Raw genomic sequence first — 16822 nt, 5'->3', positions numbered from 1 at the left:
GGGAGCTCCGGACCGGGACTCAGGACGCTCCCCACACCTCGACCTCGTAGATGCGGGCGGCCTGGTTGCTGGTCTGGGTTGGAGTGATGATCTCGAGCCGGACGTAGCGGGCCGTGGCGGACACCGGATGGGTCGTCACGCTGGCGGTGTTGTTCCGGACCTGCGCGGCGACGGTCCAGTTCGTGCCGTCGGCTGACACCAGCACGTCGAAGTCCCGGGTGTTCCAGTCCAGGTTCTCGCCGCCCGCCCCGGAGTGCCGTACGGTCACCGCCGTCAGCGTCCGGACGGCCCCGAGATCCACCTGCCACCACCTGTCGCTGCCCAACGAACACCACTTGTCGTCCAGGCCGGCCGAGGCGCTGCCGTTGACCGCCTTGGCCGGGGTCTGGGCGGAGGTGCAGGACGAGTCGGCCTGCGCCGGACGGCCCGCGGCCAGGTTGGTGGGGCCGGCCGGGACGCCGTACACCTCGAACTCCGTGATCCGCGCGGCGGCGTTGCCGTTGTTGGTCGGCGTGGTCACGGTCAGCCGGACGTACCGGGCGGTGACCGGGGTGATCGGATGGTAGGTGCGGCTCGTCCGGTTGCCGGAGACGGTCACCCGGGTCGTCCAGGCACTGCCGTCGGTGCTGGTCTGGATCGTGAAGGCACCGGTGTTCCAGCCCGTGTTCTCCCCACCGAGCCCGGCGTGCTTGACCACGAACGCGCCGACGGTCCGCGCCGCGCCGAGATCCACCTGGAGGAACTTGGTGCCGGTCACCTGGGAGCACCACTTGCTGTCCACGCCGAGCCGGCCGTCGAACGCCCCCGCCGGCCCCTCGCTCGCCACGCAGGGCTCCGAGCCGGTGGCCGGCCGACCCGCCGCCAGGTTGGCACCCAGCTCCGGCGCGTCCGGCGGGGCGAACCCGTCCGTGAAGGACGGCGGTACGTCCGCTGGGTTGGTGCCCCAGCTGCTGGGTGCGGTACCCATGGTGTACGACAGGGTGGCACCGTCGGCGATGTCCGCGTACCGCAGCCAGGTGCGCTGCGTGGAGGTGCCGTTGAGGGCGACACTCTGCACGTACGGCGCGCCCCGCCCGGCGCCGGTGGCGGTGATCTGGATGTCGCCGCTCGGCCGGTCGATCAGGATCGAGCTGAAGAGCGGTCCGTGCAGCGCGAGGGTGTCCGCGCCGGGCGTGGGCGGATACATGCCCAGCGCCGCCCAGACGTACCAGGCGGAGGTGGAGCCGAGGTCGTCGTTGCCGGGCAGCCCGCCGGGGCCGGTGGTGAACAGCTCCTCCATCACCCGCCGCACGACGGCGCTGGTGCCGGCCGGATGGGCGGCGAAGTGGTACGCCCACGGCGTCCCGTGCTCGGGCTCGTTGCCGATGTAGAAGTACGGCCGCGAGAGCCCACTGTTGAGCTCGGTGAAGTGGTGGTCGAGCCGCTGGATGGCGGTCTGCCGCCCGCCCATCAACGCGATGAGGGCGGCGTAGTTGTACGGCACCATCCAGGTGTACTGCGCGGCGTTACCCTCGGTGTACCCGCTCGGGTCGGCCGGACGCAGCGGCCACGGCCAGGTACCGTCCGCGTTCCGGTCGTGGATGTACTGCGACTCGGTGTTGAAGACGTTGCGCCACCACTGCGCCCGTCGCATGTGCGTCCGGTAGGTGGCGGTGTCGCCGAGGGCACGGGCGAACTGGGCGACCGCGAAGTCCGATGCTGAGTACTCCATCGAGTCCGACGGGTTCTCGTGGATGTACTGGCGCTCGACGTAGCCGCTCTGCCGACCACGGATCGGGCTGCCCTGCGCGGTGCCGCCGTTGGAACTGGCGCGCATCAGGGCGAGCGCGGCGGCGGTGTCGAAGTCCCGTACGCCGAAGGCGTAGAGGCTGCTCACGACGATCGGACCGGGATCGCCGGTCATGATGAACGTCTCGTTGTGGTTGTGCGACCACTTCGGCAGCAGGCCGCCCTGTTGACCGTCGAGCACCATGGATCGGGCGATGTCGGTGGCCTCGGTCGGCGCGATCAGCGCGATCAGCGCAGCCCAGGATCGGTAGATGTCCCACCCGGAGTAGTTCTGGTAGACCGGGTGGTCGGCGGTGTGCACCACGTTGTCGAAGCCGCGGTACCGCCCGTCGACGTCGCTGGCGAGATTCGGGTTGATCAGCACCCGGTACAGCGCCGTGTAGAACTTCTGCAGGTCGGTGGCGTCGCCGCCACCCACCTGGATCCGGTTGAGCATGCTGTTCCAGTCGGCGTCGGCGGCGGCCTGGACACCGGCGAAGTCGAAGCCGGGCTGCTCGGCGGCGAGGTTGGCCCGCGCGCCGGCCTGATCGACGAAGGAGATGCCGATCTTCGCCTGTACCACCCGGTTGCCGGTGGTGTCGAAGGTGAGGTACCCCCCGGAGTTCACGCCGCTGGCGCTGGTGGAGCCGGCGGTCACCGTGCCACCGACCCAGGTGCCGACGGCGGTCGGTGTCCGGTCGAACTCGATTCGGTAGAAGATCTGGTACGTCTTGCTGTTGCCGCAGAAACCGCCGCCGGTCAGACTGCCGGTCACGGTGGATTCGCTGATGGTGAGTGTGCTGGTACGGCTGCCGGTGGCGCTGCGGCCCGGGTTGATCAGCACCCGGGAGCTGGTGCCGGCGGGGTAGGTCAACCGCATGATTCCGGTGCGCCTGGTGGCGGAGAGTTCGACCTCGGTGTTGCCGTAGTTGCTCAGCACCGTCCGGTAGTAGCCCGGTCGGGCCACCTCGGCGCTCTTGTCCTGGGTGGCCGCGTACGCGGTCCAGTTCGTGCCCGGGGATGCGCCGAGTGCCCCGGTGACCGGCAGGATCGCCAGGTTCTCGTTGTTGGCACAGCCGGCACCGTTGAAGTGGGTGAGGCTGAACTGCTCGATCGTGGTGTCCGAGAAACGATAGCCGGAGGGGGACGCGGTCGGGGTGTCGGGGCTGAACTGCACCATCCCGAACGGCGCCACCGGCCCCGGTATCGTGCTGCCGCCCGCGCCACCGCCGACGGGGTGGGGCGAGTTGCTGTCATCGGTCCCGATGAACGGGTTGACGTACTGAGTCAGCGGGAGCATCGCGGCCGCACCCGTGGCCCGGGCGTGAGCCTGACCGCCGGGTACGGCCGCCCGGGCGGCGGTGGCGACGCCGGCTGTCGCGACGTCGGCTGTCGCGACGCTGGCGATCAGCGCGGCGCAGAGGGTGGCGAGCGGAGTTCGCCAGGCGGTGGGGGGCATGCGTCCTCCGTGGTGGGGTGCGGCGGAACGGCCCGGGGTCGGACACGTCGTGATCACCGGCCGGTCCATAGACAAATACGATCAACGACGTCTGTCAACACGTTGCCTCGGCCACGAGGCGGTCTCGCCACCGAACCGGCTGACGGCGGAACCCGTCCGCCGGCTTCGGCCCGAGCCAAGCCGCGGCGACGTACTACGTACGCCTCCACCGCGCCCGACGTCGCCTGAAAGCCGCCCTGGCCGCCGCCGACGTCGAATCGCCTCGCCCAACCGCCACGCTCATTCCGAGGGAGTCAGTTCGATGAGCCAATCACCGAATGTCATGGACCTGCTTGCCAAGGCCCGGCCGGCACGACTGGACGCACCGTCTGGCCGAGGCGAGCAGACCGCACAGGTCGTTGCCGCCATCATGGCCACCGCTCCGGCTGGCGACGGACACGCCACGCTCGGCACGATCCGCAGGTCCCGGCCGCTACGGGTGGCCGTCCTCGGCATCGCGGCGGCGACCGCGGCCGCCGTCGTCGTGGCCGTCGCCGGACCGGGCATCACGCCGCGCAGCGACCCCGACGCCGCACCCGTCGAGGCGCCGATGGACTACCGGCGGATGTTGCTCGTGGCAGCCGAACGCAGCGACCAGGCCCCGCAGGCCGACGGGCGCTATCTGACCATGCAGTGGGAGAGCGGCAACGTGGTGCCGGTCGAGGCTGCCGAGGGCACGTACGCCATGGTCGAGAGAAGCAGCAGCCAGTATTGGCTGGCCCGCTCCAGCGCGGACAGCAGTTGGGCTGTCGTGCAGCAGCTCGGCGCCGAGCCCGCCACGCCCGCCGATGAGGCCCGCTGGCGCCGCGCCGGTGCCCCGGCCGTCATGAGGGTGACGAAGCCGAAGCCGTTCGTCCTGACAACCGCCCCGGGCGCGGTAGAGAGTAGGAAGGTCGACCCGGACAGGTACCTCGCGCTTGGCGACGTGAACGTGTCGCAGGCCCAGATCGACGCGCTGCCGACCGACCCGGCCGCCCTCCGCGGCGCACTGCTCGGCCTGTACACCGGAGAAAACGTCGACATGCCGCGTGACCAGGACCAGTGGCTGTTCACCGTGGCCTCCTCGGTGATCGTGAACATGCCGGTCAGCAACCAGGTCCGCGCCGCCGCGTACCGCCTGCTCGCGACGCTGCCGGGGGTACGCGGGTTGGGCGTCGTCGATGACGTGCGTGGCCGGCGTGGGCACGCGATCACGTACGCGAACGGGCAGGTCGTTCCGGGGCGCGGCCTTGAGGTACGGCTGATCATCGACCTGGACACCGGACAACCGCTGGCCGAGGAGACCCGCGTGGTGGATCCGAGTGCCAATCCGAATGGCGACTGTTCGTGGCTGCCGCCGGGTGCGCTCTGCTCATACAGCCTGGTCCTGGCGGCGGGCAGCACCAACGACAGCCCGCCGATCGCCGACGCCCGGGACTGAACCCTCGGGAACACCGGGTCGGCGGGGCAACCCAGCTGCCCGCCGACCGTCTCACCCCACGTTCCGCTGATGCTGCGCGTGGGGAACCCGATCCCGCCAGGAGTACGCGGGGCAACGGCTGTGCCGATCCGGATCTCGCGACGTGTCCGGGTCGTAGCGGCGATCACGAATGGGGACATCCGGCCAGGGCACGGCGTTGAGCTGGGTGTGCCGCTGTTCCGCGAGGCTCCGCCACCGGACGTCCAGGGCGCGGCGGCGGGCCGCCCTGGCCGGGCAGTCCCAGCTGACGAAGGAGAGAACACGACGAAGGAGAGAACACATTGTCTGGTCCGATGGACATGCAGACCGAGGAGCTCGCCCGGATACCCCTGGCGTCGCCGAACCGCCGGGGCCGCCGCCTGCCGTGGGTGCTGGCCGGGCTGCTGACGCTGCTGCTCCTCGGCGGCACGCTGTACGCCGTCGCGCCACTGCGGCACCCGCTGCCCGCTCCGACGGTCGAGCTGACGCTGCCCGGGTCGATGACCATCCCGGGTAAGGCGCCGCGGCTGCCCTGGCCGCGTACGGGCCAGGCGCTGGTCTCGGTCGAGGGACTTGGGACGCTCGGTACGTCCGGTGGGTCGAAACCGCTGCCGATCGGAAGCGTGGCGAAGGTGATGACCGCCTACGTCATTCTCACCGAGCACCCCCTCGCCGTCGGTGAGCAGGGGCCGGAGCTGACGATCAGCGCCGAGCAGGCCGCGGCGTACCCGGCGGAGCTGGCCCGCGGCGAGTCGCTGGTCAAGGTGCAGCCCGGAGAGGTGATCACCGAACGGCAGGCGCTACAGGCGCTCTTGCTGCCGTCGGCGAACAACATGGCGCGCATCCTCGCCGCCTGGGACTCCGGCAGCGTGGCCGCGTTCGTCGAGAAGATGAACGCGACCGCGGACAAACTGGGTATGTCGCATACCCACTACACCGATCCGTCCGGCCTCGATCCCGGCACGGTGAGTACCGCCCGGGACCAGGTGATCCTGGCGCGCAAGGCGATGGCGTTGCCGGCGTTCGCGGAGATCGTTGAGCAGGAAGAGGCGACCCTGCCCGTCGCCGGTACGGTGCAGAACTACAACGAGTTGGTCGGCCGCGACGGCGTGGTGGGCATCAAGACCGGTTCCACCGACGAGGCCGGCGGCTGCCTCGTCTTCGCGGCGGTGGTCGACGTCGGCGGCCGGACGCTCATGATCATCGGTGCCGTACTCGGGCAGCCCGGCGCCAACACCCCGATCCAGCTGGACCGGGTCTTCGCGGTGACCCGGTCCCTGCTGCGCGCGACGGCGGCCGCGCTCGACGTCCACACGTTGGTCGAGGCCGGCGAGCAGGTCGCCACCGTCCGCGGCCCGCTGGGCACCGAGACCACCCTCACCACGGCCGAAAAGGTCGAGGTCGTCGGCTGGCCGGGTCTCACGGTGCGGCTCGACGCCCAGATCCCGACCGTACCGCCGCGGATCGATGCCGACACCGAACACGGCCGGCTCACGGTCAGCGCCGGTGACCGCGAACCGGTCGGCGTCCCGCTGCGTATCGGTACCGGTCTGGAACCGCCGAGCACCTGGGAGCGCATCCGTCACCACCGCTGACCGCGCCGACCGGCGACATCGTAGACTGGCTTCAATATTGGTAGGGATCGATGTAGGGTGAGGCATCCAACGCGCGCCCTCCACTCCACCTGCTCGAGGAGCTGAAACATGTCGCGACGGCGTCGTCGCCCGGCCACCAGGCTGGCCTGGCTGCTCGTCCTGGCCCTGTCCACGTTCCTGTTGCCACCGGTGTCGGCGGCCGGCACCGCCGCTGCCGGCACATCCCACACCCGCCCTGTGCCACTCACCGAACTGACCGTGGTATCCGAACAGGTGGCGTTCGGCCTGCAGCGTCCGATCGCACTCACCGGGCTGCCAGACGGCCGCATGCTGATCGCGGAGAAGAACGGCACCGTCCGCGCCTACCACCCGGACACCGGCCTGGCGGCCGAGCCGGTGCTGGACCTGACCGCCCGGATCGACACGTCGGACAACGAGCGCGGCCTCCTCGGCATCACACCCGCACCGAACTTCACGCGGACCGGGATCCTCTACGTGGCGTACACGAGCCTGCCGGACGGGACGCTGACCCTGGCGCGCGTGCCCCTCGGCGCCCCCGACCGGTTGCAGGTGCTGCTCACCCAGGAGCACTCGGAGTACGGCAACCACAACGGTGGGCAGGTAGCGTTCGGCCGAGACGGCTACCTCTACTGGTCCCTCGGGGACGGCGGCCACGCGAACGACCCGTTCAAGGCCGGCCAGGACCTCGGCACCCTGCTCGGCAAGATCGTACGGATCGACGTCAGCCGCTCCTGTGGGGCGAAGCCCTACTGCGTACCCTTTGACAACCCGTTCGTCCGCACGCCCGGCGCGCGGCCAGAGATCTGGCTCTACGGGCTGCGCAACCCGTGGCGGTTCTCCGTCGACCCGGTCGACGGCTCGCTGTGGATCGGTGACGTCGGCCAGGGCCTGGTCGAGGAGGTCAACCACATCCGCCCGTGGCAGGGTGGGGCGAACCTCGGCTGGTCCTGCCGGGAGGGCACCCCGGTGTTCGACCCGGAGCAATGCCGGCCGGACGTGCACTACACCGACCCGGTCTTCGAGTACGAACACTTCGGAACGGACGGCTGCTCGGTCATTGGCGGCGTGGTGTACCGAGGGTTCGCCACCCCGGAGGCGTGGGGGACCTACGTCGCGAGCGACTACTGCTCGACCCTCGCGTACGCCGTACGCCCCAAGCCCACGGGTGGCTACGAGACCGCCACGATCGGCAGGTTCCCCACCCAGCCGACCGCCATCGCCACGGACGTACACGGCGAGCTGTACGTGCTCAGTGACCTCCCGGGGTGGCTGAGCCGGGTACGGTTCGAGCGGGTTCAGCCCGCCCCCGAGGGCGGGGCGACGAACCGCTGAGCCTCAGGTCGATCCCCCGCACATCCGCGAGACCTCTGGGGGCAGCCGCATCCGGGCGGCTGCCCCCAGCTCACTCCACCGTAGGCCCGGATACACATCCACGAAGTGACGCCGAGGTCGTTGGCCATCAGATGCCGAAGTCGAATGTCAGCTGTTCGGCAACCAGTTCCCGGTCGATGTCATCATCTTCAGCCTCCTCGGGACGATCGTCCTCAGCAGGGATAGCGTATCGAGTGGCGAGGGCAGCAAGATGCAAAATGAGAGGCAGGCGTAGCGGCTCGTCGTAATCTTCACTCAAACGTTGCTGGTGAAGATAGCTAGCCCAGGCCGTCGGGTCGTCGCCCTCTTGGAGGCTCACCATGACGAACTCGAGGAGTTCGGGATTCCAGGCTGTCGTTTCGGGTTGAAGGTAGTTCCTGCTTTGCGCGGTGCTCGCCACTACAGAGCGCACGTCGTTCGACGCCTCAACACTGACAGGCGTAAGGTAGTGGGATGTGAGCTTGGCATCGTTTTTGCCCGACTTCTTATGCTTACCAGATTTTCCAACCGTGCTGTAGAAAACAAGCGGACTCGAAGTCGTTTGGTTATCGAACGTCCAGAGCCCCTTGGACAACCCAACTGTGTCGCCATTCCCTGGAGCCCACCACTGAGCCGTCTCCAGTCGGTCGCTGGTACATACCCGGACGAAACGCAACCTCTTGCCATAGATCGAGGCACGTTGCAGCGGAGCGTCACCGAAACCGATCTTGCCATGAACCACGTGGGCGTTCTGCATCGTTGGCCAACGATAACGGATATTCGTTCCCAGCGTCACGACGAGGGTCGGGTCACCGCCAAACTGGCGGATCGTGGTTCTGATGAAGCCGGCCAGCTCGGCTTGTTGTTGGGCTTCATTGCGCGCCGTGCCGCTGGGGTTGATGCCAGCAAGGTGGAGAAGTAGCTCCGGATAGGAAACCCATCGAGACATCCCGATGGCCTTACCGAGGATCTGGTCCTGGTGGGGGCGGATCAGCAGGGCGATGGGCACGAACAAGGGGAAGCGGTTGATGTCATCGTCGCGTCGCTTGACCACCCAGAAGGCAAGCTGGTTAAGGTTGTCGGGTATGCCTTCGGGCACCGTGTGGATTGGCACGAAGCGCATGCCTAGCTGACGGAACCCGTCTTCCCAGGCAGCCTCCACGCGGTGATGAGTGTTACTCTCTTCCTCTTTGCTCTCCCCATTTGCAGGCTCGATGAATTGGCTTACCATTCCGGCGTCGGCACAGCCGAGTCGAATGGCGAACTTCGGATCGGTGGTCCGGACTTTGAAGCGTTCCTTGCCTTCAAGCTCGATGATGGCGAGACGAGCGGTCTCGCCGGTGCTAGCCACCATTGCGTCAAGCGCAGTCTTGACCTGCTGGCGGCGCTCCGCAACCGCCTGGTCGTGCGTCGTACCTTTCCGGACCTTGCCGCTGCCCTCACCGAGCTCGCCACCGATTGGCACCTGCCGCGCATGGATGCGGAGGGTGAAGTCGTCGGTGCACCAGCGCCAGGACTCGTCGCTGGTCTGTTGGCGCTGGCCGGTAAGCCCGAGGAGATTCTCGACGCCGACGAGGAGACGCTCACGCATGTTGGTGTCTTGGTAGAGAAGGAACACACACAGATCGGCTTCTGGCACGACTGCCGCCAAGCGGGAGCGTCGTACCAGCGCGTTGTGGCGCTGGGCTTCCGCCCTGGCTTGCTCGGCCGCGCGTTGGCGCTGCTGATGCTCCTCCAGCTCGGTGCCCGCGAGATGTGGCCTGTCCTTGGACGCACCGACCGTCTTCAGCACACGGGCAGGGATGTTGAAGCGCAGCCCGTCCGGCGTGACCCGGCGCAGCGGCTTAGCGAGCTCGAGGTGGGGCGCAAGCGCCTCGGCAACCCATTCGATAATGCGGCTGCGTTCGGCTGGCATCATGCCGTTACCGACCGGGTGGTTCCTGCCTCCCATTGTGGTGTGGTGGGTGACCGCGACGGTCACGCCATCACGCCCGTGGATCCAGGCGTCAGCCTTCTTGGCAAGCTGCTCGGCGTCCGGCAGGTGGTCGATCGCTGCCACGCGAGTAAGCATTTCCTCGGGACCACCGTGTCGCCAGACAAAGTCGCGAGTCCGCGGCGACCATTGGAGCTTGGCGACTGCGAACCTGGCTGGTGTTGGCGCGTCGCGGACCAGAGGGCTAGTGCTGCGCAAGTAGACGGAGGCTGCGTTCGTGCCCTTGGTGTTGAGTTGGCCACCTGCCCATCGACGGATGCCTGTGTATACGTGAATCCGGGGTACTGGGTCGAACGGCACTGTCCGCAGGGCTATCTTGATCGTGCCGCTGTAGTACCAGGTTTGACTGGCACCTCCTCGGCCAGTCCTGTGCTCGTTCGGCGGCCAGGACATCAATTCGGCATAGCCAGCCACGGGATTGGTGGCAACCTGGTGAAATCGGACCTTCTCGCCGTTGTGGGTGTAGGGGGTGTGCGCGGCGATGTGGGCGGCCAGAACGTCGGGTAACAGCACATACAGGTGGGGCGATGGAAGGGAAGTGCCGCCTTCGGTGAGAGTCTGCTCCAGCAGGTCGACCTCGCGATCTTTCCACCGCAGCAAATCAAGGTTGAGGCTACGTAGGGTGTCAGGAACCAGCGCTCGGTGTTCCGCCTTGGCCAGGTCGTGCAACCACGCGGCGATGAAGGCTCGTAAGACAGGCAGCGGGAAGGGGCTGTGCGCATAGAGCCAGGGTTCGCTCTCATCGAAGCTTGCACGTCTGGCAACGGAGACAATATCGGGCGCAGCGGTTGCGATGAGGGCGTTCAGCCGGCCGATAGGTACCTGCCGCTCCTTGCGTTGGGTGTGCTCACTCCCTCCGGTATATAGGGCATCGATTGGCGCTCGCCATGCGGCGGGAAATGACAGTGTGTGCAGCGGTAGGCGCAGCGGCTGGACGGGGACGAACGCTGCCTGCTGAATTACCTTGTTCGCCATCGATTCGACTCCTCGCGGTAGACGGGTCAGCTCATTTCACGCAGGGCCTTGTACAGCGGCTCGTAGAGTGCCTTGACCAGTGACCGGTCTATGGGCGTGGCACCGGAGTACTCGTCAAAGTAGGGCCTCAGCTGTTCGCGCATGCTGACCAATAGGCTGGTGGCCGGCGTGTCGGCGCCTCGGTGGCCGGCTTCCAGGGGGGAGAAGGCGCCGTCGACAAAGTTGACCCGGGCCGGCACACCGCCGCGTACGAGCCGACCGATGACCTGCCAGATCACAACGAGTTGGTCCCAGGTGAACGAGGCTTTTTCGTCCGGAGGAAGGCTGGTCCAAGCCATGCGGCGAGTGAGGTAGCGGTTCCACTTCCTCCGAGCCTCGCGACGGAATCGAAGACCAGCGGCGTCGGGCGTAGCTTCGGCGAGCGCGAGCTGCTGAAACTCTCGTTCAGCGCCTCGGATATAGCGCACCGCCCAGTCGTTGATGCTTTGCGTGGCAAGCGAGATGTCGTCAGGGCGGTGGTGGGGGCGGGCAAGGAAGTAGACGCTACCGATGGCTGCTTTGCCGTCAGAGACGACGATGTTGTGGCCGCGCTCGACTGCCAGCAGTGGGGCGACGAGGATCTGCTGACCGGTCGTGGCGAACTCAGTGATCTCCCCCCTTGGAAGGTGCAGCTTGGCATCGTCGCCGGGCAGTCGCCAGGTGTGGTCGAGGTCGGTATCGTCAGAGACCAGGTAGGCGACCTTGCCCTTCCAGTTGGGGAGGTCGTCGAGGAACCGCCCGGCTGTCTCTGCTTCGTCGTAGCTGCCGACCAGCAGCAGGATGCGGCGGCGCTCTGGATCGTCGATGTCTTCGAGTTCCTGCTCCAGCAGTGACTTCGCGCCGATGAGATTGCCGTCGGTACAGGCGAGTTGGATTAGCATCTGTTTGAGTTGCTGCGGGCGCTCGGCCGGTGTAGTTCCAGACAGCCGTAACGCGGTCTGGCTTCCAGGAGCGAAGAGGAACTCCATCCGAAAGGTGGTCTGCTTAATCGCTTCGATCTCGCTGTCGTGTGGCCGCAGCACCGCGTCGACCGGTGCGTGCAGGTGATAGCGGCTGGAGGTGCCCGCCCAACTCGTGGCTGACATGAGTAGGACGTTGGGTCCTGGCCTGTCGTCCACCTTCGGAATGTTCGGGAGCTCGAGCAGGAGTTCGCGGCCGACACCGGTGCAACGAAAGAACCTCAGCTCACCGCTCTGAGCGCCGTCGTGGTGGCGGTCTCCCGCTTGGAACTGGTAACCGAGGACGTTTCCCATAGGCGACTCGGGCACGACTGGCGCGTAGTCGCGTGGAGGTCGCCGGGACAGCACGTTGCTGGTTGCCTCGAGGTTGAGAGCGGCTTCCACCCGTGCCCACATGTTGGTCATCAGGTTCAGGCGTGAGTCCAGCGCGGACAGCAAAAGCGTGAATTCGAACAGGAGCAGGTTGTCGTCGTCGTCGGTCGTCGGCAGACGGATGGGCACCAGTTCCCGAAGTAGCGCGAGCAGCCGGTCGCGGGTGCGCTGCCGAACCTGCGCGCTTCGTCGGGTATGCAGTAGCTCTGCCGCCATGGCACGCAACGAGTTGACCAGAGGCGTGATGTCGTCTCCGCGAACGGCGACCTGATGTTCGAGCGGCTCATCGCGGAACCGGTCGAGGATCCTGTCGAAGCGGTCGATCGCGGCTCTGATTCGCTGCGCTTCCAGGCCGCCGGCGTCGCCTGGGTCGTCATGGTCTTGGGGAAACCACTTGTTGATGAGCCTGCGGTGCAGCGTGGCGGCACTGAAGTGGTCCTGGCTGATCCACCGACGCAGCTGCCCATTGTTGATCAGCAAGGAGTAAATGCGGTCGGTAGCGGCGGTCACGGTGTTGACCGCGTTGATCCAGTCATCAGCCTCGGCGGCTGATAGCTGCATTCGTCCGTTGCGGGCGAGCTCATCGAGCTTGTGTTTGGCCACCTCGTCGAGCCAGGATTCGGATCCTTGGGCGACGAGTGTCGCGGCGGGGGCGAAGGCAGTATCGAGTTGCATCTGCACGCGGTCGGCCTCATCCACGATGATCAGGTCGCTAAGCCGACAGACGAGTTCGAGATAGCGCATCACCGGTCGGTTGAGGTGCACCGGTACTCGGCTGTGCACCAGCGAGGCCGGAGTAGCGACCAAGACGCGAGCATCGACAAGCTGACGCGCCCCGATGTGGCGCGGGCATTGGTACCACAGCGGGCAGCCATGCCGCTTTGGTTTGTCCGGCTTCTTACGCTTGACGGGAAGGCCATCGTCCGTGTCAGGACCGTCTTGTGCGGCCTCAATCTCACTTGTCCGCAACAGTGACGTACACGGAGCCTCGTGAATGCGTAGCGCCCGGTGTGCCTCGAACTCCCGCAGCGCGTCTAAGGGACAGGCGCTGGAGAGGTAGGTGAAGCCGGGATGTTCGTGGCTCAGCATGCTGTCGGCAGTGCTTGCGATACGTCGGTGAAGGCGCGCGATGTTGCGTTCCCGGGTTGATGCGCCGAGGATCGGCGCGGCAGGCACTCCGAGGCGACGAAACTGCTCCACGATGGTGAGCATCTCGGCCACGTCGCCCACGACGATCGTCACTCGACGCATGCAGGTAGGGTCGGTGGCGACCTGGTACGCGAGGATATCGCGGATGGTGGACTTGCCGGCGCCGACCATTCCGACCATGTGCATCAACCTGTCCACGCGGACCGCGCTGCTGGGGACGAATGCGCCCTGGCTCTCGTCGCGTACGCGCAGGCTAACCCGGGCGAGGCGCTTGGCCCAGTGGTTTCGCTTCGCTGCTGCAGGTAGGTCCTGCTCTCGGCGATCCATTTCGGCGGCTGCTGCCTCAAGCTGCTTCCACTCCACCTCGATGGGGGCGCCCTTGCCCGCTGGGAGTGCGGTCAGATCATGGCCCACCTGACGGCCCGCCTGGATCAGCTCGGCAGGGATAGACACCGAGTGGCGCTGGTCGCGCACGTAGAAGACATATGAACCTGCGTCGGCGATCGGAAGAGCGTCCTCCTCAAACGGCGGCGGTGACGTCAGTAGTCTCTCGAACACCTCGAACCTTCGGGCGACGCGGGCGGGCGCGAGGCGGCGAGGTACGTCGGTGGGGCTATCCATGTCGTAGCCACGTAGCGGCTGTGGCACGGTCAGGTACATCTCAAGTCCCTGCAGCCACAGATAGCGGCGATTGCGATCCCACAGGTAGTGGCGGGCGCGGCGAATGCGTAGCCGAGCCTCGTCGGTACGCGCGTCACCAAACACCTCGCTATACGGATAGCCGCCCAACAAGGTCCACACGTCGGCCGCCGCGCGTGTAGGCATCACGTGCTCGCGCAGGTACAGCGCCAATTCGATATCGAGCAGATCGCCAGCCCGGAACCCGAGCAGGTCTTTTGGCCAGCCGTTGTTCAGCTCACTGAGCAACTCATCGTGCCAGCCCGCGCGGTTACGCACGTTTGCCTCCCACCGCAGGCGTCACGGCGTGTGCCTTGATCTCCTTCTTGACTCGCCTCACAAACGCCTGGTCCGTGAGCAGGGTGACGTGTCGCTTCACCTCGTCTGGACACCAGTGGTTGAACACCCGCGCGTAGTCCTCCCTGTCCTCGAACCGATACTTCGGCACGACCAGAAAAGCCTTGTCGTAGCGCGGCGAGGATCGGAAGGGCCTGACGTTGACGCCCAACATTGCCGGCTGCTTGTGGTCCTTGACATCGACTGCCCATACCTGCCCGTTGGGGAGGGAGACTCGTAGGTCGTAGGCGTCATACTCCGGCCACATCTGCACTGCGATCCCTATGGATGTCAGCGACCGCTCCAGATCGATCTCGGCGAGCCCTGGACCGGTGACCGACATCCGTAGCGGCGCCTTTAGGTGATACACGCCCCCGACCTTTCGGGCAGAAAGTCGGCGGTCAACCGACGGTGTGCCATCGCGCCGACACCGATCGAGTGCGCAGAGCCAACCGTCGCCGTAGGGCTTGAGTAAGCACCCGCACCGCGCGCAGGTGGCGTAGGTGCCGTCGGTATCGAGGTACGCAGCGGGGGCTTCCTCGTAGCACTCGTCAATGACGTGGGTTACCGGGCTGAGCGTCGGATCGTCGCCCAGAAGCAAGGCCTTCTCTGAGGCGGTGAGTACGGGTCTCTGGATGAGCAAGCGCCGAAACGCTGTGTACGCCTCCGGTGCCTGCGCGGCTCGGCAGCGCTGGAACGCCTCGTGCATGATCTTGTTCTCGAACAACTCGGCGGCGGCGTCAGCCGCGAATACCTGCCACGAGTAGGCCAACTGCGTCGGGCGGCCCAGTGCCCCATCGACGAGCAGGTCGTCGTCCCCCACGAGCCCGTTGGGCAGGTCAACCGGCCATTGGGCCAAGGGTTTGGTTGCCGCCCACCGCGCCATCTCCGGAACGCTGACCGGCGGGCTAACTCCCCTGCGAAGGCATTGCAGCACCAGGGCATTAAACGCCTTTTGCACCTTGTCGGGGTAGACGGGACTGTCTGGAGCGGTTTGCTCTGCGAGAACGATAAGCGCGGTGGCCACCACCCGAAGCAGGGCGACCCCGTCATGATGTTGGAGATCGATCTCGCCGGCTGTGGCATGCACTGCGACCTGCCTTACGACTCATCGTCGGCAACAGCTGCCGAGCACCACCGTGATACCGGACAGGTACGACAGTTCTTTCCCGGCGCTGGAGCAAAGCCCTCGTCCTCTCGCCACGGCTGTGCCAGGTCTCGCATGACCTGCCGAGCCTTGGCCACCCGCGAAGGATCACACGGATCGATGATCGCCAGATCAGCGCCAGAAGGGCGCAGTATCTCCAGCTCGACACGCGACCCATCAAGGTCGCCACCAAGCACACCCTCGGCGAGCATGATGGTCGCCAACGCCAGCTGTGGATAGGCGTCCAGCGGATCCCGAACCGCCGCCTGCTGGCGGGTTGTCTTAATCTCACGCCATATCCATGAGCCGCCTTCCCTATACAACAGGTCCGGCTTTGCGATGATCAACGCCTGAGCTGCAGTGTCATGTACCGCCAACGTGGGCTCTACACGAACCTGCTCCGGCTGGGCATCCAGGGGGCAAACCTGGTGATGGTGGGCGAGCATCTGCGCCCCCAAGTCCTGAGCTGCCTGATCCAGATGCCACCGCTGGTCCGCCCAGACCTCACCAGCGGCTGGCACGTCCTCAAACCTGCACGGACGTTCCTGACGGCGGTGCAGATCCTCCAAGTAGCCGTGAACAGCCTGGCCGATTCGGGCAGCGACGCTGTACTCGTCGGCCCGCGGGAGGTTCCACGACCGAAGCCGAAACTGAGCGGGACAAAGCTGGTAGTAGCGTAGGTCGCTGACGGACACCTTCCGCAGCGCAACCCGGGGGTGAGACGGTAGGCCAAGCAACCCCGGAGCACGTACGACATCACTGCAACCGGTGAATAGCTTGCACTTGAAGCAAGATCCGCCCGAGCGGGTGTGGCCACCGCCGACGACTCGCGACACCTCAGGCTCACCGTGCTCGCGGTAGAGCGCCTCAGCCTCCGATACGGAGCCGGCGAAGAGGATCGCCTCCGACCCGTCGAGGAGGCCGATCTCCACAACGCGGACGTAATCAGCTGCCGGCCGAGCCACGACCCGGAATTGCTGCGACCACGGCTCCGGCTTGACGCCCTCACCGCCCATGGCGGTTGCGTAGGCCGCGATAGCGACCTGCGCCGGCTCACGGTCACGACCGCCTGCAATCCCAAACCGCAGCAACCGCAGCTCACGCTGCCTTCCATCGGAGGATCGATAACAGCGTCCCCAGGCATATAGCTCCCATACGGTCCCCTCGCCACGCTGAATCACCCACCAGCCCCTCATCGGACGGCGCTGTTCACCAAGAGGGGTTGCGCCGGCGTACTGCTCAACGGCATGCGCCGTCCAGGTACGCAGAGCCTCCGGAATAGATACATCAGTACCGATGTCAGCTAGGACGCTCGCCACAGCTATGCCGTCATGCTCAATCCGGTCGAGTGCCCCCATCACCGGGTCCAACGCGAACACGTCGTCGATGCCGTGCCTCAGCCGTTGACGGGCCCGCACTCTCGGCCGCGCCTTGGCGGCCAGATGCTCCAAGCAACCATTGACTTCATCCACTACGAGCCCGGCGCCAATCCGGATCAAACGCGG

8 protein-coding genes are annotated in these 16822 nt (G+C 66.5%); 3 read left to right on the top strand and 5 right to left on the bottom strand.

The features are described from left to right. Positions 1-19: 19 nt before the first annotated feature. Positions 20-3226 (bottom strand): GH92 family glycosyl hydrolase, encoded by a 3207-nt coding sequence (locus tag EF879_RS15415; protein ID WP_123559112.1) that lies wholly within the window; start codon positions 3224-3226, stop codon positions 20-22. A 301-nt stretch (positions 3227-3527) separates the two neighbouring features. On the opposite strand from EF879_RS15415, the gene EF879_RS15410 reads away from it, so the two are divergent. The 3 genes from EF879_RS15410 (at position 3528) to EF879_RS15400 (ending at position 7651) form a co-directional block, all read left to right on the top strand. Next, positions 3528-4685, top strand: a complete 1158-nt coding sequence (locus tag EF879_RS15410) for a CU044_5270 family protein (protein WP_148086449.1) — start codon at positions 3528-3530, stop codon at positions 4683-4685. Between the two features lie 332 nt (positions 4686-5017). Next, entirely contained in the window at positions 5018-6298 is a 1281-nt protein-coding gene (locus EF879_RS15405; protein WP_123559108.1) for a D-alanyl-D-alanine carboxypeptidase family protein, read from the top strand. Positions 6299-6406: 108 nt separating this feature from the next. Beyond that, positions 6407-7651 carry a sorbosone dehydrogenase family protein gene (locus EF879_RS15400; RefSeq protein WP_123559106.1) on the top strand — a complete coding sequence of 415 codons (1245 nt, stop codon included), beginning with the start codon at positions 6407-6409 and terminating at the stop codon, positions 7649-7651. Between the two features lie 127 nt (positions 7652-7778). Here EF879_RS15400 and EF879_RS15395 read toward each other — a convergent pair whose 3' ends face one another. The 4 genes from EF879_RS15395 to EF879_RS15380 are packed head-to-tail and all read right to left on the bottom strand — an operon-like array spanning position 7779 to position 16768. Further along, the gene (locus EF879_RS15395) at positions 7779-10637 is read right to left on the bottom strand and encodes a pPIWI_RE module domain-containing protein (RefSeq protein WP_123559104.1); all 2859 of its coding nucleotides are present in this window, start codon (positions 10635-10637) and stop codon (positions 7779-7781) included. Positions 10638-10663: 26 nt separating this feature from the next. Next, positions 10664-14113 (bottom strand): signal recognition particle, encoded by a 3450-nt coding sequence (locus EF879_RS15390; protein WP_123559102.1) that lies wholly within the window; start codon positions 14111-14113, stop codon positions 10664-10666. After that, positions 14106-15260, bottom strand: coding sequence for an HU-CCDC81 and SPOR domain-containing protein (locus EF879_RS15385; protein ID WP_123559100.1), 1155 nt, complete (start codon positions 15258-15260; stop codon positions 14106-14108). Before EF879_RS15385 ends, EF879_RS15390 begins: the two co-directional genes overlap by 8 nt. An 11-nt stretch (positions 15261-15271) precedes the next feature. Further along, entirely contained in the window at positions 15272-16768 is a 1497-nt protein-coding gene (locus tag EF879_RS15380; RefSeq protein ID WP_199736436.1) for a PD-(D/E)XK nuclease family protein, read from the bottom strand. Positions 16769-16822 lie beyond the last annotated feature (54 nt).

Source organism: Micromonospora sp. HM5-17, assembly GCF_003762835.1.
Classification (GTDB): Bacteria; Actinomycetota; Actinomycetes; order Mycobacteriales; family Micromonosporaceae; genus Plantactinospora.
This window is presented reverse-complemented; position numbering and strand designations above follow the sequence as displayed.